The organism is Nostoc sp., assembly GCF_036917635.1.
Taxonomy (GTDB): domain Bacteria; phylum Cyanobacteriota; class Cyanobacteriia; order Cyanobacteriales; family Nostocaceae; genus Nostoc.
Map to the genome: position 1 here is coordinate 97,291 of NZ_JBALCW010000099.1, position 17,565 is coordinate 114,855.

23 protein-coding genes and 1 tRNA gene are annotated in these 17,565 nt (G+C 41.7%); 11 read left to right on the forward strand and 13 right to left on the reverse strand.

Going from position 1 to position 17,565, the window contains the following annotated elements; genetic code table 11:
* The first annotated feature begins 449 nt into the window (after positions 1-449).
* Positions 450-881, forward strand: coding sequence for a VOC family protein (locus tag V7K32_RS24835; protein WP_334996945.1), 432 nt, complete (start codon positions 450-452; stop codon positions 879-881).
* A gap of 70 nt (positions 882-951) precedes the next feature.
* Here V7K32_RS24835 and V7K32_RS24840 read toward each other — a convergent pair whose 3' ends face one another.
* On the reverse strand, positions 952-1,587 hold the full coding sequence (locus tag V7K32_RS24840) for an esterase/lipase family protein (protein WP_334996947.1): 636 nt from the start codon (positions 1,585-1,587) through the stop codon (positions 952-954).
* Between the two features lie 609 nt (positions 1,588-2,196).
* Here V7K32_RS24840 and V7K32_RS24845 point away from each other — a divergent pair.
* Positions 2,197-2,733 carry a hypothetical protein gene (locus tag V7K32_RS24845; RefSeq protein WP_334996949.1) on the forward strand — a complete coding sequence of 179 codons (537 nt, stop codon included), beginning with the start codon at positions 2,197-2,199 and terminating at the stop codon, positions 2,731-2,733.
* A 54-nt stretch (positions 2,734-2,787) separates the two neighbouring features.
* Here the strand turns inward: V7K32_RS24845 and V7K32_RS28905 are convergent, their stop codons facing one another.
* From V7K32_RS28905 to V7K32_RS24870, 6 genes are all read right to left on the reverse strand, one after another.
* Positions 2,788-3,111 carry an after-VIT domain-containing protein gene (locus V7K32_RS28905; protein WP_442938804.1) on the reverse strand — a complete coding sequence of 108 codons (324 nt, stop codon included), beginning with the start codon at positions 3,109-3,111 and terminating at the stop codon, positions 2,788-2,790.
* 72 nt (positions 3,112-3,183) lie between these two features.
* Positions 3,184-4,248 (reverse strand): tetratricopeptide repeat protein, encoded by a 1,065-nt coding sequence (locus tag V7K32_RS24850; RefSeq protein ID WP_334996951.1) that lies wholly within the window; start codon positions 4,246-4,248, stop codon positions 3,184-3,186.
* Positions 4,249-4,316: 68 nt separating this feature from the next.
* On the reverse strand, positions 4,317-5,024 hold the full coding sequence (locus tag V7K32_RS24855) for a 16S rRNA (uracil(1498)-N(3))-methyltransferase (RefSeq protein WP_334996953.1): 708 nt from the start codon (positions 5,022-5,024) through the stop codon (positions 4,317-4,319).
* A gap of 13 nt (positions 5,025-5,037) precedes the next feature.
* Complete coding sequence (locus tag V7K32_RS24860; RefSeq protein WP_334996955.1) at positions 5,038-5,259, reverse strand: hypothetical protein; 222 nt, start codon at positions 5,257-5,259, stop codon at positions 5,038-5,040.
* 121 nt (positions 5,260-5,380) lie between these two features.
* Entirely contained in the window at positions 5,381-7,297 is a 1,917-nt protein-coding gene (gene sir, locus V7K32_RS24865; RefSeq protein WP_334996957.1) for a sulfite reductase, ferredoxin dependent, read from the reverse strand.
* Between the two features lie 263 nt (positions 7,298-7,560).
* Positions 7,561-8,100 (reverse strand): hypothetical protein, encoded by a 540-nt coding sequence (locus V7K32_RS24870; RefSeq protein WP_334996959.1) that lies wholly within the window; start codon positions 8,098-8,100, stop codon positions 7,561-7,563.
* Positions 8,101-8,493: 393 nt separating this feature from the next.
* Between V7K32_RS24870 and V7K32_RS24875 the strand changes: the two genes are divergently transcribed.
* Positions 8,494-9,435, forward strand: coding sequence for an ADP-ribosylglycohydrolase family protein (locus V7K32_RS24875; protein ID WP_334996961.1), 942 nt, complete (start codon positions 8,494-8,496; stop codon positions 9,433-9,435).
* 94 nt (positions 9,436-9,529) lie between these two features.
* On the opposite strand, the gene V7K32_RS28910 is transcribed toward V7K32_RS24875, so the two are convergent.
* Positions 9,530-9,712 (reverse strand): phage integrase N-terminal SAM-like domain-containing protein, encoded by a 183-nt coding sequence (locus V7K32_RS28910; protein WP_442938802.1) that lies wholly within the window; start codon positions 9,710-9,712, stop codon positions 9,530-9,532.
* A 191-nt stretch (positions 9,713-9,903) separates the two neighbouring features.
* Between V7K32_RS28910 and V7K32_RS28915 the strand changes: the two genes are divergently transcribed.
* The 3 genes from V7K32_RS28915 to V7K32_RS24885 all read left to right on the forward strand — a co-directional run bounded on the left by V7K32_RS28915 (position 9,904) and on the right by V7K32_RS24885 (position 11,969).
* Positions 9,904-10,002, forward strand: coding sequence for a DUF6194 family protein (locus V7K32_RS28915; RefSeq protein ID WP_442938803.1), 99 nt, complete (start codon positions 9,904-9,906; stop codon positions 10,000-10,002).
* Between the two features lie 120 nt (positions 10,003-10,122).
* Positions 10,123-11,031 (forward strand): NmrA family NAD(P)-binding protein, encoded by a 909-nt coding sequence (locus V7K32_RS24880; RefSeq protein WP_334996963.1) that lies wholly within the window; start codon positions 10,123-10,125, stop codon positions 11,029-11,031.
* Between the two features lie 5 nt (positions 11,032-11,036).
* Positions 11,037-11,969 (forward strand): helix-turn-helix domain-containing protein, encoded by a 933-nt coding sequence (locus V7K32_RS24885; RefSeq protein WP_334996965.1) that lies wholly within the window; start codon positions 11,037-11,039, stop codon positions 11,967-11,969.
* A 127-nt stretch (positions 11,970-12,096) separates the two neighbouring features.
* Here the strand turns inward: V7K32_RS24885 and cutA are convergent, their stop codons facing one another.
* The 5 genes from cutA to V7K32_RS24910 form a co-directional block, all read right to left on the reverse strand.
* Positions 12,097-12,429, reverse strand: a complete 333-nt coding sequence (cutA, locus tag V7K32_RS24890) for a divalent-cation tolerance protein CutA (RefSeq protein WP_334996967.1) — start codon at positions 12,427-12,429, stop codon at positions 12,097-12,099.
* 5 nt (positions 12,430-12,434) lie between these two features.
* Positions 12,435-13,436 (reverse strand): transposase, encoded by a 1,002-nt coding sequence (locus V7K32_RS24895; RefSeq protein ID WP_334996969.1) that lies wholly within the window; start codon positions 13,434-13,436, stop codon positions 12,435-12,437.
* Between the two features lie 21 nt (positions 13,437-13,457).
* Positions 13,458-14,309, reverse strand: a complete 852-nt coding sequence (locus tag V7K32_RS24900) for a hypothetical protein (RefSeq protein WP_334880756.1) — start codon at positions 14,307-14,309, stop codon at positions 13,458-13,460.
* Positions 14,310-14,433: 124 nt separating this feature from the next.
* On the reverse strand, positions 14,434-15,093 hold the full coding sequence (locus tag V7K32_RS24905) for an Npun_F0813 family protein (RefSeq protein ID WP_334996971.1): 660 nt from the start codon (positions 15,091-15,093) through the stop codon (positions 14,434-14,436).
* Between the two features lie 85 nt (positions 15,094-15,178).
* Positions 15,179-15,304 (reverse strand): hypothetical protein, encoded by a 126-nt coding sequence (locus V7K32_RS24910; protein WP_334996973.1) that lies wholly within the window; start codon positions 15,302-15,304, stop codon positions 15,179-15,181.
* Positions 15,305-15,460: 156 nt separating this feature from the next.
* Here V7K32_RS24910 and V7K32_RS24915 point away from each other — a divergent pair.
* The 5 genes from V7K32_RS24915 to V7K32_RS24935 form a co-directional block, all read left to right on the forward strand.
* Positions 15,461-15,533: transfer RNA gene (locus V7K32_RS24915), tRNA-Arg, on the forward strand.
* Positions 15,534-15,575: 42 nt separating this feature from the next.
* Entirely contained in the window at positions 15,576-16,259 is a 684-nt protein-coding gene (locus V7K32_RS24920; protein WP_334996984.1) for a group I intron-associated PD-(D/E)XK endonuclease, read from the forward strand.
* A gap of 266 nt (positions 16,260-16,525) precedes the next feature.
* Positions 16,526-16,834 (forward strand): tectonin domain-containing protein, encoded by a 309-nt coding sequence (locus V7K32_RS24925; protein ID WP_334996975.1) that lies wholly within the window; start codon positions 16,526-16,528, stop codon positions 16,832-16,834.
* 3 nt (positions 16,835-16,837) lie between these two features.
* Complete coding sequence (locus V7K32_RS24930; RefSeq protein WP_334996986.1) at positions 16,838-17,068, forward strand: tectonin domain-containing protein; 231 nt, start codon at positions 16,838-16,840, stop codon at positions 17,066-17,068.
* Between the two features lie 125 nt (positions 17,069-17,193).
* Positions 17,194-17,565 (forward strand): tectonin domain-containing protein (locus tag V7K32_RS24935; protein WP_334996977.1); only part of this gene is annotated, 372 nt, incomplete at its 3' end.

A 17,565-nucleotide genomic window follows, 5' to 3' on the forward strand; every position in this document is an offset into this window, starting at 1 on the left:
CTGAGTCTCAAACAACCAACAATATCTTAGATATACACTGCAATATTGATTAAAGAACATGGATTAAACAAAATGCAAAACTTTTGTTTAGTTGAGTGGACTCTTCGAGTGCTTAACATACTCAAAGCAATTTCTAGGATACATTAAGTTATCAAACACCTTACGAAAGTTGTAAGTTATTAAATCTACGTTCTTAAGTGTGTACCATACAAATCTAAATTACTATAGCTGCACAAGACTAAATAATTAAGTGTAAATTATGTAGACGTAGGGCGAAGTCCCCAGCCGCAGGGTGCAGCAGCTGAAGTGGTATTCAGTCTGCAATCTTAGTCATAAAGATAAAGCATATAAGTTAATGTCAATTAAAACTGTGTTCAAGTTGACCACAATCAAGACTTAACAGCATAAATTGTAGATAGCATCAACTACTAGTCTTTTCTACACAAGCTATGAGCCAAACTTTATTCCATCTTGCTTTCCCTGTAACTGACATTGCCCAGACAAAAGCATATTACGTGGATGGCTTGGGCTGCATTCCTGGTCGTGAAAACCATCACGCCCTGATTCTTAATCTCTACGGTCATCAATTAGTGGCTCACGTCACCAAAGAACCCTTGACACCGCAACATACTATATATCCTAGACACTTTGGGCTAATTTTTACCCAAGAATGTGACTGGCAAGACTTACTAGAAAAGGCACAACAACAACAGCTATTTTTTCGTGAAGAAACCAAAAACCGCTTTGTTGGTTCTCCTCTTGAGCATCGGACTTTCTTTTTAGAAGATCCCTTTTATAACCTCATGGAGTTCAAGTATTATCGTCACCCAGAGGCAATTTTTGAGAGTTACGAAGATACGCAAATTGGGGATAGAACTTAAGAAATTCGTAATTCGTAATTCGTAATTCGTAATTTAAAGATGAATAAATCAAGCGTGGCAAGCATTCTAGCTACTGACTGGATGCTTTTTTAAGTAAGGGCAGCTTAATATCCTCTTTTAAGGCTGCTTTTACTACTGCTAAACTCCTGGGGTCTGTCAGCATCCAAGGGTGTAGAGCAACTGGTACTATGACTTCGCTTCCTACGGACATTTGTGAACTATTGGCTGGGACAATCATCAAATCATAAGGTGTCCAGATAGATGTAAAATTTAGCTGCCCCAACATTACAGCATCAGAATTTAAATCCTTGAGAAAAATGCTGTCGGGGCGCATTTGTACGCAACCAGGACGCTGGGAACCATAAGCAACCACAGTTCCATGATGGGGGGAAGAGATTGTGATAAACCGCTCAACGCGGTTAATTCCTCCCAGTCGCTGGACATAGTAACGGCTGACAATTCCTCCCATGCTGAAGCCTACTAAATCCAGGCGTTGTTCTGGCGCAAAGGTGGCTGTAACATAATCTGCTACTTGCTTTGCCAACTCATCAAGACCTACATCACCATTATTAGGAACCAGATTTAGGGAATATACAGACCAACCCAGTAGTCTTAACTGAGCCGCCATTTTATGGAAAACTGCCCCTGTATCGTCAATCCCATGTATTAACAAAACGGGATTGCGTTGTTGATTTTTAATGTTCATTTACAAAATCTGGCTGAATTAAGAGGTATATTTCACTTTTGTAGGTACATACTGCTCTACAAACTGAAGCTGTTGCTTTTCGGATTCTTTAAAAGAATTGTGCAAAACTAACAGGACTTACGGAAACAATAGCCGAAACCCTTATTTTCTTCTTAGGGCAATTCATGAATTGCTCCTGAGCGCGTGTACTTTTGCGTAAGTCTTAACTAAAATGCTCCCAAAGAGAATTTGTATAAAATTTAACTTATAGCCAGCACTATTTGCCAACAGGCTATGACACTCCCCCCACTGGTTGAAAGTAAAGGGCTTGCTTTTCTCCAATCAGTAATTTTCAAACAAATAAATGTTAATTTTTGTAAAGCCTGCTTTCAGAATCTTGCTCTTAGTTACAGTAAAATTTAATAATTAGTTCTCGGTGTATACAGGCCGCAAGTGGTTGTAAAAGAACATTTGCCCTATAGTTTTACTACAATGTTGATTAAGCACAAACCTATAAGGGTTGTCACCACAATGGGGTGACACAAAGTAGAAAATGTAACATTTTGTCGTAATTATTAACAATTACGGTTGAGTTTCAAATATAAAAGGTAAAAGGCAGGAGTAATTGTAATGGATTTTATCAAAAAGTTAATTTCAGGTGTTTTGGATTTCGTTACCGGACTGTTACGAGGAAAGAAGAAAAGCAACGGCTACTTCTTGGAATTGGACGAAGCCAAAGATGCTGCTCAAGAAGTAGCATCGAACGTAAAGAAAGTAGCAGAGACAGTTGCATCGAATGTTAAGAAAATAACGGCAACAGAAGCACCAGAAGCGCCAGAAGCATCCAAGCCAGCTTCATTGAACGGAACAAAAACCGCCGCAGCTAAGGGTAAGGAAAAATCAGCAGCTAAGGGTAAGGAAAAATCAGCTAAAAATCCCAAACCAGCTGATGTTACGCTAGTTCAGACTGCTGAGGGTCTTAAAGTTGAACCTGGCAAAAATGCAAAAGCCGCAGCAGCCAAAGTCCTCAAAGAGGAGCCAAAAGAAACTACCTTTGCGCCTAAATATCTCGCTCCTTCCGCTACTAGCTCTAATGTCCGTCGGCGTCCAGGGGCAAATATGAGCGCTTACCTAGACATGGCACGTCAGGTTAAAACCCCTGGTTAAATCACAGAGACGCGAAATTTAGCGTTTGTTTTGTGTATATATACTACCGATGAGTTAAGTGTGAATACGCAATATTAAGATAAGTTTAGCAGTTGTAGATGGGGGAACTGTCCAAAGTAGGAGCGATCGCTTAATTTTTTCCACTACAACTGCATCTTTTCGGGTCGAGGCTTTTTCATCTAAAACTACCCCTGCTACGCGACCTTCGTTAACGGTGAACTCAAAGACGATTTCACCACTAAAGCCTGAAGGAAAGTTTAATTGTTGAAGGTGTTGGCTTAGGTCAGCAATTCCTGTTTCATCTAAGCCAGTGCGCCCTTGCGGGTTAAGAGACTTGAAGCAACTGGCGCGACACGGAGAAATAAGAGTTTGAGAGATATTTTGCGTAAGTCCTTACTAATAAGTAACTTAATTACGAACTTGTCTTGAGCATAGCCGAAGTATTACGAATTATTTAACAAATACCAGTCCACTATATAAATGAAAAGCTGAGTCCCAATTAGTCGGTTCTCTACGCAACAAATGAATGTGAGACTTGATATGGCCTAGCATTTCTGTTTGATCTAATGTTGTATCTGCAAAGCATGTAAAATCTGACCAAATTTTGACTTGAGGTAGTTGCTGGTCAATCCAACTTGATAAACTATTCCAATTTATTCTGATTGTATTTTGGCTAGCTTGGGGAATGATTTCTAAACCTTGCTGAAATTCATAGCCGTTATCATAAAGTCGGAGAATGCAACGTCTACCAGGTATGTGTAAATCAGAAAACTGAGTATAGTCTTGTGTTTGAGTTTTCCATTCCAGTTTCCGGTAGGCATCAACATCTATAACTTGTTCAAAAATGGGCAACAGTCCTACTACTCTTGCTGTTACTTCTGACCAGTCAAAGGTAAGAGAACCGAGTTGATTTGTCTGATTACGGCAAACAACAGTAGCTTGTGAGGTAGATTCTTGAAAATATTTGACTTGATAAACTTGAATTTGTTGAATTTGAGCTATTGTTGCCCAAAAGCAAGGAATGCTAGCCTGCTGTAACTGTTTGCCGTAAAATTTTAGTTCTCCCACTGGGCCAATGCGGTACAATCTCCAGCCACGACTAGGCAGTACCAGCCGTGCAGTGTAGGGGTCTAGCTGCATAATCTGAGCAAATTTTCGAGAGGCTTTTGTTTTGAGTTCGTTACTGAGTGGCTCTAAAACTAGTACGCCAAGTTCGCTGTTATTCCCTTCGGCTGTTGCTTGAGAAATGGCTCTTTGTCTTTCTTCTAGTTCGATTTCTTGTAGCCGTCGCAAACCTTGACGTGCAAGGGTCACTATTCTAGTATTCCTCGTATCTCGCAGCAGTTGCCGATAGACTTTTTCTGCATCCGGGAGCTTTCCAGATACTTCATGCAGCCGACCGAGATAAAATTGTACCCAAGGATTTTCTGGCGATTCTATTAGCAGCTGTTTCAGTAATTTAGCAGCTGTTTGATAATCTTTATGCTCAAAGGCGATCGCAACTTGCTCAATCATCACTTACTCTAAATACACGCTGGAGTGATGTCTCGCGCAAAATCTCTTTTGCGTGAGCTATAAATCATTTATACTTCACAAGCTGCGGTAATCAAGGATAATGCTACTACTGGGGCTGTAACTGCTCTCAGGATGCGGCGACCAAGGGAAACAGGCTGAAATCCAGATGCGATCGCATTCTCGATTTCTTGTGTTGTCCATCCTCCCTCTGGCCCAGTAGCAATAAGAATCTCATCAGAGATGCTATTCAGCACTTTCTTTAAATGGGGATACTCACCACGAGCCTCACAAATGTAACTGTGAATTGTCTGATTAGCGGTGAAAGCAGTGTTAAAAGTAACAGGCTCTAAAATTGTCGGCACAAATGAGCGCTCTGATTGCTCGGCGGCTTCGGCTGCGATGCGCCGCCAGCGTTCCAGCTTTTGTGGACTAGGATGAAGCAAAGTGCGATCGCTCAATACTGGTGCAATACAAGTTACTCCCAACTCTGTACAACAACGCACAACTTCATCAAATCCATTGCCTTTAGGCAACGCCACCATCAGCGTAATTGATACAGGTAATTCAGTTTCTACTGAAAGTGGTTCTAAAACCTGTGCTTGCTCACCTGTTAGCTGTGATAACCACCATTTTCCTTTACCATCCATTGCAATAAAGCGATCGCCTTCACGCAAGCGCAACACACGCCCCAAATAATGTTGTTGTTCTTTGGTGAGCAAAATTTGCCCTTGTTGAAATTGGGAGGGTGCGATCGCAATTCTTTGCAGTTGAGACATTTTTCTTAATAAATTATTGCCCTGCTGGAGATATTTGCTGTCTAACCCAGGTACGGAAAGCACGAGTTGCTGCTATTTGTCCAACATTCTTACTTTCTTGGATAAATCGGGGAATCTCCGTCACTAGCACAGGCGCAAAAGTTGGACTGCAATCGCTCTGCGAGTATTGTCCACCATTGAGGGTGTAAACGCATAACACATTTCCGTTATACCGCCAGAATTCTGGGACTCCCATTGAAGCCTCAATTGGCCACGAATTTACGAAACTGTGTACTAAGTGTATTAGGACTTACGCAAGAGACACAGATGGATTTATCTGTGTCTCTCTTTGATATTATTATCTTCAATTTTTCGGCTTACGAAAGATTCTGGAAGTAAACCTCTAGCGCTTCAGTCACTAATTGAGTCATCGGCTTACCTTGGCTTTCGGCTACTTCCTTCAACTTGCTATAAACTTCTTCTTTCAAATTTACCCGATGACGCGATTTGTTTGCAGCATTAGCCGTGTTAGGTTCGTAGCTAGCAGCAAATTCGCGGATGGCATCAAAACCAATGCGATAGCAAAAATCACCAAAACTTTCCTTGGATTTCCGAGATTTCTTAAAGTAAACAAAAATCGGCTCTAAGAAACTCTCTAAATCATTATGGTGCAGCTTTTCTGTGTAAGGTTGTGCCAGTCGAGTCTGATTTGGCGAACCCCCTAACCATAATTGATAAGATTCTGGAGCGCTACCGACTAAGCCCAATTCTGCTAAGTAGGGACGAGCGCAACCGTTGGGGCATCCTGTCATCCTTACCACAAAATGCTCATTTTGTAAACCAACTTTATCTAACAGGGCGCGAATCCGCTCCAAAATCTCTGGTATTGCCCGTTCTGATTCGGTGATTGCCAAGCCGCAAGTCGGCAAAGCTGGACAAGCCATTGCATACCGCACTAAAGGTTCGATTTTACTAGGGTCGTCTCCGACACCGTAACGGCTGAGAATGTCTTGAATAGCTTCCTTGCTATCTGGTTCGATATCGTAAAAAATCAGGTTGTGGTTCGCTGTTAAACGGATGGACAAGTTGAACTGCTCGACAATTTCCCGCAAAGCGGTTTTCAGTTGAAACGAACCTTCATCTTTGATTCGACCATTGTCAATGGAAATTCCTAAGAATAGGTTGCCATCACCTTGTTCATTCCAGCCGAGGAAGTCGTAATATTTAAACTCTGGTAGTGGTTTGAAGGCTTCAATTGATTTACCAAAATATTCTTCAACTTGGGCACGGAATTTATCTACACCCCAATCGTTGATTAAATATTTTAATCTGGCGTGACGACGATCGGTGCGATCGCCATAATCTCTTTGGGTAGCAACAATCGCTTTCACTATGTCGTAAACGTCATCCTTCGCAACATAACCGATGGGGTCTGCTAACCTGGCGAAAGTTTCTTCTTTACCGTGGGTTCTACCTAAACCACCACCAGCAAAAATATTAAATCCTTCTAATTGCTTCTTTTTATTGGTAATTACTACCAACGTCAGGTCTTGGGAATACAAATCAATCGAATTATCCCCTGGCACCGTCACGCAAATTTTGAACTTGCGGGGCATATAGTGAGTGCCATAAATCGGTTCTTCGTTGTCATGGATAATTGTCCCATTTCCATTGCGCTGTCGGGCTGCCTTCACCTCTGGGTCTTCTTCAGCACTAATTGCTTTTTCCCCATCTAACCAAATTTCGTAATAAGCGCCTGTTTGCGCTGATAGCAAGTCAGCAATATTTTGGGCATACTCCCAAGCATACTGATACTCAGGGCGATTCTTAAATGGGGCTGGTGGTGCCATCACATTGCGGTTGATGTCGCCGCAAGCTCCCAAAGTCGAACCCAAATTTTTGACAATTGTGGCAATTGATGCTTTAAGATTCTTCTTTAAAATTCCGTGCATTTGGAAACCTTGACGCGTAGTTACTCGTAAGGTGTGGTTGCCATACTCATCAGCTAGTTTATCTAAAGCCAGATACAGCTGCTGTGGTACTAAACCACCCGGATTTTTTGTCCGCAGCATAAACTGGTAATCTTTTTCCTGTCCCTTGGTGCGGTTGTCGCGGTTATCCTGCTGATAAGAACCGTGAAACTTCAAAAGCTGCACCGCATTTTCGGTAAAATGGGTAGTGTCTTGAAGGATCTCAGTTGCTATAGGTTCACGCAAAAAATTACTATTTTCCTTGATTTCTTCTACTTTGGAAGGCTTACGGCTAGCGATGGGGGAAGGAGCAGATTTAACCATTAGACTTGTATAGTATTCTCAATAAAGCATTAGTAGACGCCGAATCAGCACCCTTCGGCTATTTTATCCCCGGTAATCCGGCCGGAATAATGAGGAATAGTTTAATTTTACCACGGCAAAAGCCGGCTTTGTCAGTAATGTAACACTTAACAAAACCACCTTTTTGGAGTAGTAAGTTTTGTTAGCGAATAGCTATGCTTGAGCCAGTGCTGAGTTCTGAGTACTTAAGTAAAGTATAGAGCGACTGAGGACTCAATAATTTTTTATTTGAAGCGATAGCCAAGACCGCCATTGATGCTAACAGCAGGAGTATCGCTATTTTGGTAAGCACCAATTCCTAGTTTGGCGTTAGTGTAGACGAGGAAATTGTTAGCAACTTCCGATTCAACGCCAGCACCTACCACTACTGAATCTTTGTTACCTATGGGAGTTGGTGAGCCATCTTTCTCGACAAAAGAATAACCAGCAGTTAAATAGGCATTAGTTTTATTAGCGATAGGCACATCCACAGAAACTTCTGGGATAATGGCACTTGTCTTATCACTCCAAAGGACATTACCGCGTGCAGAAAATGGGGTAGTTCCTAATTTCACGCGACCTGTGAGATTACCGCCAAATGTGGCATTATCGTTGATACCTTGTCCGCCACTGGTAACACCAGCTGCAACACCAGCACCAACATAGCTAGCATTAGTACCTTTTTTTGTTTCAGCAGAGGCTTGGCCAGATGATATAAAAAGAGGAGTAATTATTAAAGAAGACAATGCAGAAAATGTCAGTAAAGACTTAAGTAAACGTCTCATAATTTTTACCAAAATTTGTATTTTTTACTTATATATTCCAACTCGATAATTATGTGAGAATGTTCCAAATATTTCCCGGCTTTTATTAACTTAATGTTGCTATTGATGCATAGCGTTTGCAGGTTAACTATCCCGGAAAATCAAAAATAAGCTGTTATAATTACATTCAATGTCTTTTCATCTGGGTTCTTTGTTCCAAAAATAGACGATTTTAAAACTGTCACAATATTTGGAACTAAAACTAAGTCGCTAGATGGTAAATAAAATACCCGATTAACAATTTTTTGCCGAACTTTTCACGGATGATGAGAAATAGGCTGTAGCATCCGTTGCAACAAGCTATAGAGGAAATCTATAAAGTTAATTTTGAGCAATTATTGTGGAGATTGAATAATGCTAACCGCTACAAAAACGTTGTCTGGTTTGATGGGTTTGTGTGTCGGTGATGCGTTGGGTGTGCCGGTAGAGTTTACTAGCCGCGCTGAACGAGTAAAATCTCCAGTGACAACGATGCAGGGTTATGGCACATGGAATCAACCACCAGGAACTTGGTCAGATGACAGTTCCTTAAGCTTTTGCTTGGCAGAATGCCTTTGTAGGGGGTATTCATTGGATGCTATAGCTAATTCCTTCTGGCGCTGGTACAAGGAGGCTTACTGGACTCCCCGTGGCGATGTCTTTGATATTGGTCAAACTACCCACACAGCAATTATGCGCCTGAAGCAGGGAGTTGTTCCACATCAGGCGGGTGGGAAGGTTGAAAATAGTAATGGCAATGGTTCGTTGATGAGAATCTTGCCGATGGCTTATTGTCACAGAAACTTCACTTTAAGCGAATTGCTGGCGCGGGTGCATGATGTTTCGGCGATTACCCATGCTCATGCGCGATCGCAGATGGCCTGTGGCATTTATATTAGTATTGCAGTGGCGCTCTTGGAAGGGGCTAACCCCCAAACAGCTTATTTACAAGCATTGCAAGATATCCAAACAATTTATTCTATCCGAGAATTTTTGTTAGAGAAGCCGCATTTTGGCAGAATTTTCAGTGGTGAGATTGCCAAGATACCAGTAGAAGAGATTAATTCTGGTGGCTATGTGATTGATACCTTAGAATCATCTTTGTGGTGTTTATTAAATAGCTCGTCTTATTCTGAGGCGGTGCTAAAAGCTGTCAACTTAGGCGGAGATACCGATACTACCGCCGCCGTCACGGGTGGGTTAGCAGGAATTTACTACGGGGTAGAAAATATTCCCAAACAATGGATGAACCAAATTGCTCGTAGACAGGACATTATTTACTTGGCGGAGCGTTTTGCAAGGGCTGTTTACAGTTAGTTTGGAATTAAAACAATTGGCAATTCGCAATTACGTTTTGTAACGGGGATTTAACCCCGACACAAAACGCAAGAAAAACAAGAGACAGGTTTTCTCAAGAATTATAATCAAAGCGCTTCACCCATTGCACGTAGGTTTCTTCCGTTCGGTAGCCGTAATGCTTGAGCCTGATCACTTCACGCAGTTGATCTAAGAGCTTTTTGGGGCGAGGTTCCATCAGCATGCAGTCACAACAAAGTATGTATTTAATGATACTCATAGTACCAGCCATAGACATCTGAAGCTATGCGGAAATTTTCCTCAGATCCACCTCGATCGACTTATTATGAAGAAACTTTCCTCAGATCCACCTGATTTGGGAGGATCGCAAGAAAAAAGCTACCTATTCACCTGTTTTGGGTGGATATGAGGAAAAATTATCTCTAATAACAAGTTATGCTGTCTCTTGATTACGTGGCGCAGAATTAAGTGTGTGTCCTCAATCCAAGGAACGAGACGTTCAAAACAGCCAAAAAATTGCTGACTGAAGCTTATGATTTAGCAGTGCGCCGACAAGAGAAAATATAATTGAAAAATTCCTCATTTTGGCTACAACAAACGGCGATTCGACTAAGTTTTCGCCCGTAAAACTTTCTAACATGAAACCTAGCTTCCTCATTTTGGAAAGCGTTTGATGAGGTGAAATTCATGAAAATTGTAGTGACAGGCTCTTTGGGACACATCAGCAAACCATTAGCGACAGAATTGGTTGAAAACGGTCACGATGTGACGCTTATTAGCAGCAAAGTCGAAAGGCAAAATGATATCGAAGCCATTGGCGCAAAAGCCGCCATCGGTTTGATGGAAGATGCGGATTTTTTGACGGAAACATTTCGCGGCGCGGACATTGTTTATTGTATGGAAGCAAGCGACGCGAAAGCCTTTTTCGACCCGAATCTCGATGTCGTAGCGGCAATTACTCAAATTGGCAGAAATTACAAACAGGCGATTAATGATTCGGGCGTAAAATGTGTCGTGCATTTAAGCAGCATCGGCGCGCATTTGAGCGAAGGCAGCGGTCTGCTTCGTTTTCATCACAATGTCGAAAACATTTTGCGCGAATTACCCGAAGATGTCTCCATCAAATTTATGCGCCCAGTCGGATTTTATTACGTTCTGTTGTCGTTTATACCGATGATCAAAACGCAGGGCGCGATCATTGCCAATTACGGTGGTGATGAAAAAGAGCCTTGGGTTTCAACGCTCGATATTGCGGCTGTGATTGCTGAAGAAATGGAAAGACCTTTTCGCGGTAGAGAAATCCGCTACATCGCCAGCGATGAGGTTTCGCCGAACGAGATTGCTGGAATCTTAGGCGAAGCCATCGGCAAACCGGATTTAGAATGGCGGGTTGTTTCAGAGGAACAATGGCTCAACGATTTAATCGCCACAGGAATGAATCCGCAGACTGCCGAAGGTTACGTGGAAATGAATGCCGCGCGGTACATTAGTTTGTATGAGGATTATTACCGCCATCGTCCTGAACTGGGTCAAATAAAATTGAAGGATTACGCCAAGGAATTTGCCACAGTTTACAATCAAGGTTCAGCAAGTTAAAAAAGATGCAGCCTTACCGCTTCAAAACGATCAGTGAATATCACAAAATTATGGGATTGCCCGTGCCGGCGCATCCGCTCGTCAGCGTGATTGATTTGGAATCTATCAAACAATTGCCTGACGAGCGTCTAGCGGGAATTGATAAGTTCAGCCTCGTTTTTGATTTTTACAACATTGCGCTCAAAAGGAATCTCCACGCTAAATTCAAATACGGTCAGCAAAAATACGATTTCGATGAAGGCATAATGTTTTTTATGGCACCTGGTCAGGTTTTCGGCATCGAAATTGACGAAGCTGGTAAAAAACTGCACCGACCGAGGGGCTGGGCGCTGCTCATTCACCCGGACTTCTTGTGGAACACTTCGTTGGCGAAAACGATTAAGCAATATCAATTTTTCGGTTACGCGGTGAACGAAGCGTTGATGCTTTCGGAAAAAGAAGAAACAATTTTGAACGATCTTATCAAGAATCTTGAACACGAATATCTCTCGAACATAGATGATTTCAGCAAAGACGTGATGGTTTCGCAAATCGAACTTCTGCTCAATTATTCCAACCGTTTTTACAACCGTCAGTTCATCACCAGAGGACAGACGAATCACGATTTACTCATCAAATTCGACGATCTCTTAGGCGACTATTTCGACCGCCAGAGCGGAACGCAAGAAGGTCTTCCGACGGTCGGCTACATTGCCGATAAATTAAATATGTCGCCGAATTATCTGAGCGATATGTTGCGCCATCTCACCGGTCAAAACGCCCAACAGCACATTCACAACAAACTCATCGAACAAGCCAAAGAAGCGCTTTCAACGACTTCGTTATCAGTTAGTGAAATCTCTCATCGTCTCGGATTCGAGCATCCGCAATCTTTCAACAAACTATTTAAAAACAAGACAAACGTTTCGCCACTTAAGTTCAGAAGTTCTTTCAGATAGGATTGACAAATTCGGTGTTTTTGGCACTGGTCTTCTAAAGGGTGATTGCTATAATGGTCATAGTACGTGAATTTTGCCGACGAAATACCCTCATTGCCAAGTGAGCAGTTATGAAAATCCTTACTCCTCACTCTTTACTGTTAACTTGCTGAGAAATCCACTGCAAGTAGGCTTGAGAACCAGCAACAATTGATAAAGCAATAATTTCTGGCACTTCATAGGAGTGCAGTTCCTTAATTTTGGCCTCCATTGCCGGAAATTGCGCCAAATCAGTTTTAATCAGTAATTGCCATTCTTGCTCTTTATGCAGTTCCCCTTGCCAGGTGTAAATTGAGTGGATTGGTAACAAACTCACACAAGCAGCAAGTTTAGCCTCCCCAAGGGCATTTGCAATTGCTTCTGCCTCCTGGATGTTGCCAGCTGTCACCAATACCACACCATAGCCAGCAGGTGTCTCCATGACCTCTAAACCGTCGTAGACAACGAGTAGACCTGACCATCAATTAGCAATCGTGTGATGCCCTTAGCTTGCAAATGAGTCCGAGCCTTATGGAGCATTTTACTATCAGGAACTTTAATCACGCGATCGCGCTTGGTAGAAAAGCGCTTGGCGACACGATGGTTATCAAACACCGGCAGAGTTCTTTGCTGGGTTTCCAGGCTGGGAATTTGCCCCAAGTCACCAAAGTCCTTCAGGGGACGGGTAATTAATTCTGAAGAACGGTCAATTACCAAATAGCAAGTTTTCGGCAAATTGGCTATTGACAGAGGTAATACTTGAACTGATGCTTCACCTGGTCTGCGTTTTGTGACTAACGGCCTTTGGTCATCCAAGTCATCATCATCAAAGTCTTCTTCCTCAAAGTCATCATCTTCTAAATCATCATCTTCTAAATCGTCCAAATCCTCTGATTCGTCTAGCAAATCTTCGCCCAGCATCTGCGCGATGACAGCCGCGGCTGGATGTTCATTCTTTAGCGGTGGGATGGGGATGCTGACTATTTCCGGCAGCTTTGGCTCTGGAATTTCTAATTTCTCTGTAACTCGGAGCTTTGGTTTTTCCGTCGCCGAGGGGCGTCGCCGCACCCGTCTACTAGCAGCGAGTGACTCCGCCGTTTCCTCTGAGTAAAGTTCCTGCTCTACATGAATTACCCGACGTGGTAGTGGCTCAACCTTTGGTACTTCCACAGGGTGGCTCTCGATGGGTGGAACTTCTATCTCCGGCTCTAGTTGAGTCAGCAGAGGTAACTGCTCATAGCTTACCTGCGCCCTACCCTCAGGAGTTCTCGCAGCCCGTTTTAAGGAGACTAAGTATTCATACTCATCTTCTGGTAAAGTGCTTTTGAGCAGACGACTAATTGTCGAATTACTCACACCATAGCGGTCTGCCAAAGTTGAGGTTGTTTCGGCAGTTTCTCGATATAACTTAAGAATTTCTTGCTTGTCAGAGTCTGTTAATTTTCTCACGGTAGATACCAAAAATCTTTACTAAGCTCGTTTTCGTCCACTGGTACGGCGCGTTCGTCTTAGTGATGCGTCATATTCTAAGGCAGCGCCCATACCAAATAACACTCCACTAAACACCCAAAACACTTCTAATATCTCTCCACTTTGATAATTGGGGCCTTGGGCATATTTAAACCACATATCTGCAATGTAAAGCGAAAAGGCCGCGGCTGCAATCATTCGCCAAGACTGGGAAACTCTTCCCCCCCAAAAGGCTAACAGCAGAGTGGTAGCAATAATTAACAGAACCACATCGCTAACTACGTAAAACCAATTTAAAATAGCGACTAGCAGTGCTGTGGGTTTTTCCTGTTGCATAGAAATCCACCATGCCAACACACTACCGAACACTGCAATTGCTAACACAATTAGCCACTGCCATTTTTCCAGATTGATTCGCCTGGAAGCCACAGCTAAAGTCATGCCTGCGCCAAGTAATAGATAAGTCAGTACAAAAAATATATCCCCTACAGACACATCCGGTTCATCTTTTAAAACTATTTCGGTATAGCCGAAAATTATCCCCCCGACGAAATAGGAAAGCATACCTAAGCCAATCAAGAGCCAAACATTTCGGCCACTGACGATTTGCGGACTCAGCCAGTTCCTCAAGCATAAGATACCGGCAGCCAAATAAGCGAAAGCTTCAAAAATATTTGTGCCAATCACATACCACTCGGCCCGGCTTTCTATGCCATCTGCTCCGGGAACTTTGGCACTAAACAACAAAAAGTATAGCAGTGCGAGTACGGCCCAGCCAATATTAGCTAAGACAATGTTCTGAGTGTTGAAAATGGATTTAGAAAGAAACGAATTCTCGTAAGAGTTATTCATAAGACTTGACTATGTAGATGCTCTCTGGCAGTATTTTGAGTTAAAGGACTGTATATCTAGCACTGTGTCTGCTAAATAATGCACAATCGGACACCAAAAGCAAGTACCAGTGGCAGCAATTTTTTTACTGCCATAGTTTACCCAGTGGCGATTGATTTAGCCAAGTGATAAACAGCGATCGCTCGGCTTCTGGCATATCTTCTAGCTTATAAATCACTTGTTTGCTAAAATTAGCGTTGCCAAAATAGCCTTTTCCTAATCGATGTAGTTCTTGTAACAGAATAACTACATGATTTTCTTGCCAATCAGGTATTTTGGCTGTCGGTAACGGATTAGTAGATACCAAATATTTAACTGCTTCAAGGGTTGATGCTTGGGGAAATTGTTTCTGCTTGAACACTTCGGCAATATCTTTTTCAAATAATGCAGCTTGTCTAGCACCTAAAAACTCTTCAATATCGATAGAAACACCCTGCAACAGCAAAATACTGGCTTGGATTAAAATCGCCGTTTTGCCATGACCACCTGTGTCACTATCCAGTTGCTCTAAACGGATTTTACCCCAAACACTAAAGCGTTCGGGTTCTTCCAGTAAAACACAGGCTTTACCTCGGTTATCCGTTAATTCTCTCCATAAGGCTCTAGCTTCTTCTTCTTGACTAGCTTTGAATACGCTAATTAAGCGAAAAGTCTGCCCTTGATAACTGAGGATCGGCACCTGCTGATCCTTTTTTGGGTGCTGAATGCTTGATATTTCAACATCCTGCCGTTTGAGAATAAACATGGCACTAGCAAATAACTCCTCACAGGGGCACTCTTAATATGGAATATATAATGGCATTTGGCAGTATCGCCAAGGCTAAAATTACCTAGCATACTGTGGAAATGAACTTAGCGATCGCCAGTTCTTTCCCGAAGGTAGCCATCCAGAGAGCGTTGGCGTTAACAGGCAAATAACCCCTTGACAACTCAATATATCTAAACCAATACTCCATCTGTTTCGTTTTTAGTGTAAATTGACTAGCTAGCGACTAGCATCTTAGCCTTGCTAGTGTGAAATCTGCAATTTTCGATTGCTTCTTGGTACGGGGAAACGATATAATAGTTTAGATGACTCCTTCAGGAGCCATAATTTTATGTTGCGTTGTGTTGGGCGCGTAGCTCAGTGGATAGAGCAATTGCCTTCTAAGCAATCGGTCGCAGGTTCGAACCCTGCCGCGCTCGTTTTAAGTAAATATGAACCCTCAAGCACCGTGAGGTGATATGATGATTTCTCGGTTTGAGGGTTCCCTATTGCTGCATCATACCAAGAACAAAGGCGATATTGCTGCTACAAAAGCGATCGCTGATTTAACATTTAAAGGGTATTTAGTTCTCACGCCATTCATTTGTGAGCATTTACCTTTTGATTTTGTTGCTTACAAAGACGATAAATTTTACAAAATACAAGCTAAATACGCGGGAGATAATAGAGTAGTCAATAAAACTATTTGGGTAGATAAAAATGGTACTCATCAGAAGAAGTACAAAGTAAATGACTTTGACTTTTATGCTGTTTATCTGCCTGATATAGATAAAGTTGTTTATCCATCAATTAACTTTAAGGGCTGCTACATAACTACCCAGATACCTAATTCAGCTACACCCTTTTACTGGTGGGAAGATTTTACAGATTTAACAGAAGCAGCATCTAAGCGTACCTACAAGGAGTTTGGCGTTGATTTAACAACTAGAAAGGTTAATCCAGACTCTAGAATTCACACCAGAAAAGTAGAAAGGCCATCAAAAGAAGAACTGGAAAAATTGGTGTGGGAAAAACCAACTGCACAAATTGGTAGAGATTTAGGCGTGTCTGATAAGGCTGTAGAGAAGTGGTGTAAGGCTTATGGGATAGAAAAGCCAGCTAGAGGGTACTGGGTGAAGAAGGCTTATGGAAAAGTGGAAGGATAGTTAATAACTCATGACGAAGATTGAAACTTATTCAGTATGCTAACAAAACTAAATAAATGAAAAAATTTTTATATACATCAGACATTCCATCTAATCGGAGTGAGGTTATAGCTTATTTTCTTACATCGAACTCAGATTATCTACAATCGGTTACAAGGCGGTTTAGTCCTCTTCTGCCTCTTGGGTTATCTTGAAAAAACTTTTTAGTTTTTCCGAAATGTCATAAACGGCTGTTGTATTTTAGTTTTGTAATCTGAGGAAGTATTATGCGCTTAAGCAAATTTCGTATCTTTATTGCATTTGCTCTTACTGCTTTAGTATCAGGTGTGTTTACACTTCCAACACGAGCCAAAGAGCCAATCCAAACTCAAAATTTTCGACCACTTTTGATTGCACAAAGCTCGACGGATATATCAGAACAACTTGTAACAAGTCAAAATGTCGCATTTACTCAAATACAAGGAGTTCTGACACAGATTTCAGTTGGTGCCGATAGTACTGCTTGGGGAATCAATTCCGCTAATCAAATTTTTGTATTTAACAACGTCACTCAAAGTTTTCAGCAAATACAATGAGTTCTGAAAAAGACTTCAGTTGGTGTCGGTGGTGCAGTTTGGGGAATCAATTCCAGCAACCAAATTTATAGATTTAACAATAGCACTCAAAGATTTCAACAAATACAAGGAGTTTTGACACAGATTTCAGTTGGTGCCGATGGTACAGTTTGGGGAATTAATCCCAGCAACCAAATTTATAGATTTAACCGACTTTCCGCACTTCATCGTGTAATATGCGTAGATTTCCCATAGGTGGAAAAAAATGGTTAAATCAACAACATAAATCGCCAATGGTATTCAATATTAATACTTAATAATTTGAACATTATTAGGAATTTTTATTGAAAAGATAGATAATACATTTTGAAGTGCGGAATGTGGGATTTAACAACGACACTCAAAGTTTTCAGCAAATACAAGGAGTTCTGAAAAAGATTTCAGTTGGTGCCGATGGTACAGTTTGGGGAATTAATCCCAGCAACCAAATTTATAGATTTAACAACGACACTCAAAGTTTTCAGCAAATACAAGGAGTTCTGACAGAGATTTCAGTTGGTGCCGATGGTACAGTTTGGGGAATCAATCCCAGCAACCAAATTTATAGATTTAACAATAGCACTCAAAGATTTCAACAAATACAAGGAGTTCTGACACAGATTTCAGTTGGTGCCGATGGTACAGTTTGGGGAATCAATCCCAGCAACCAAATTTATAGATTTAACAATAGCACTCAAAGATTTCAACAAATA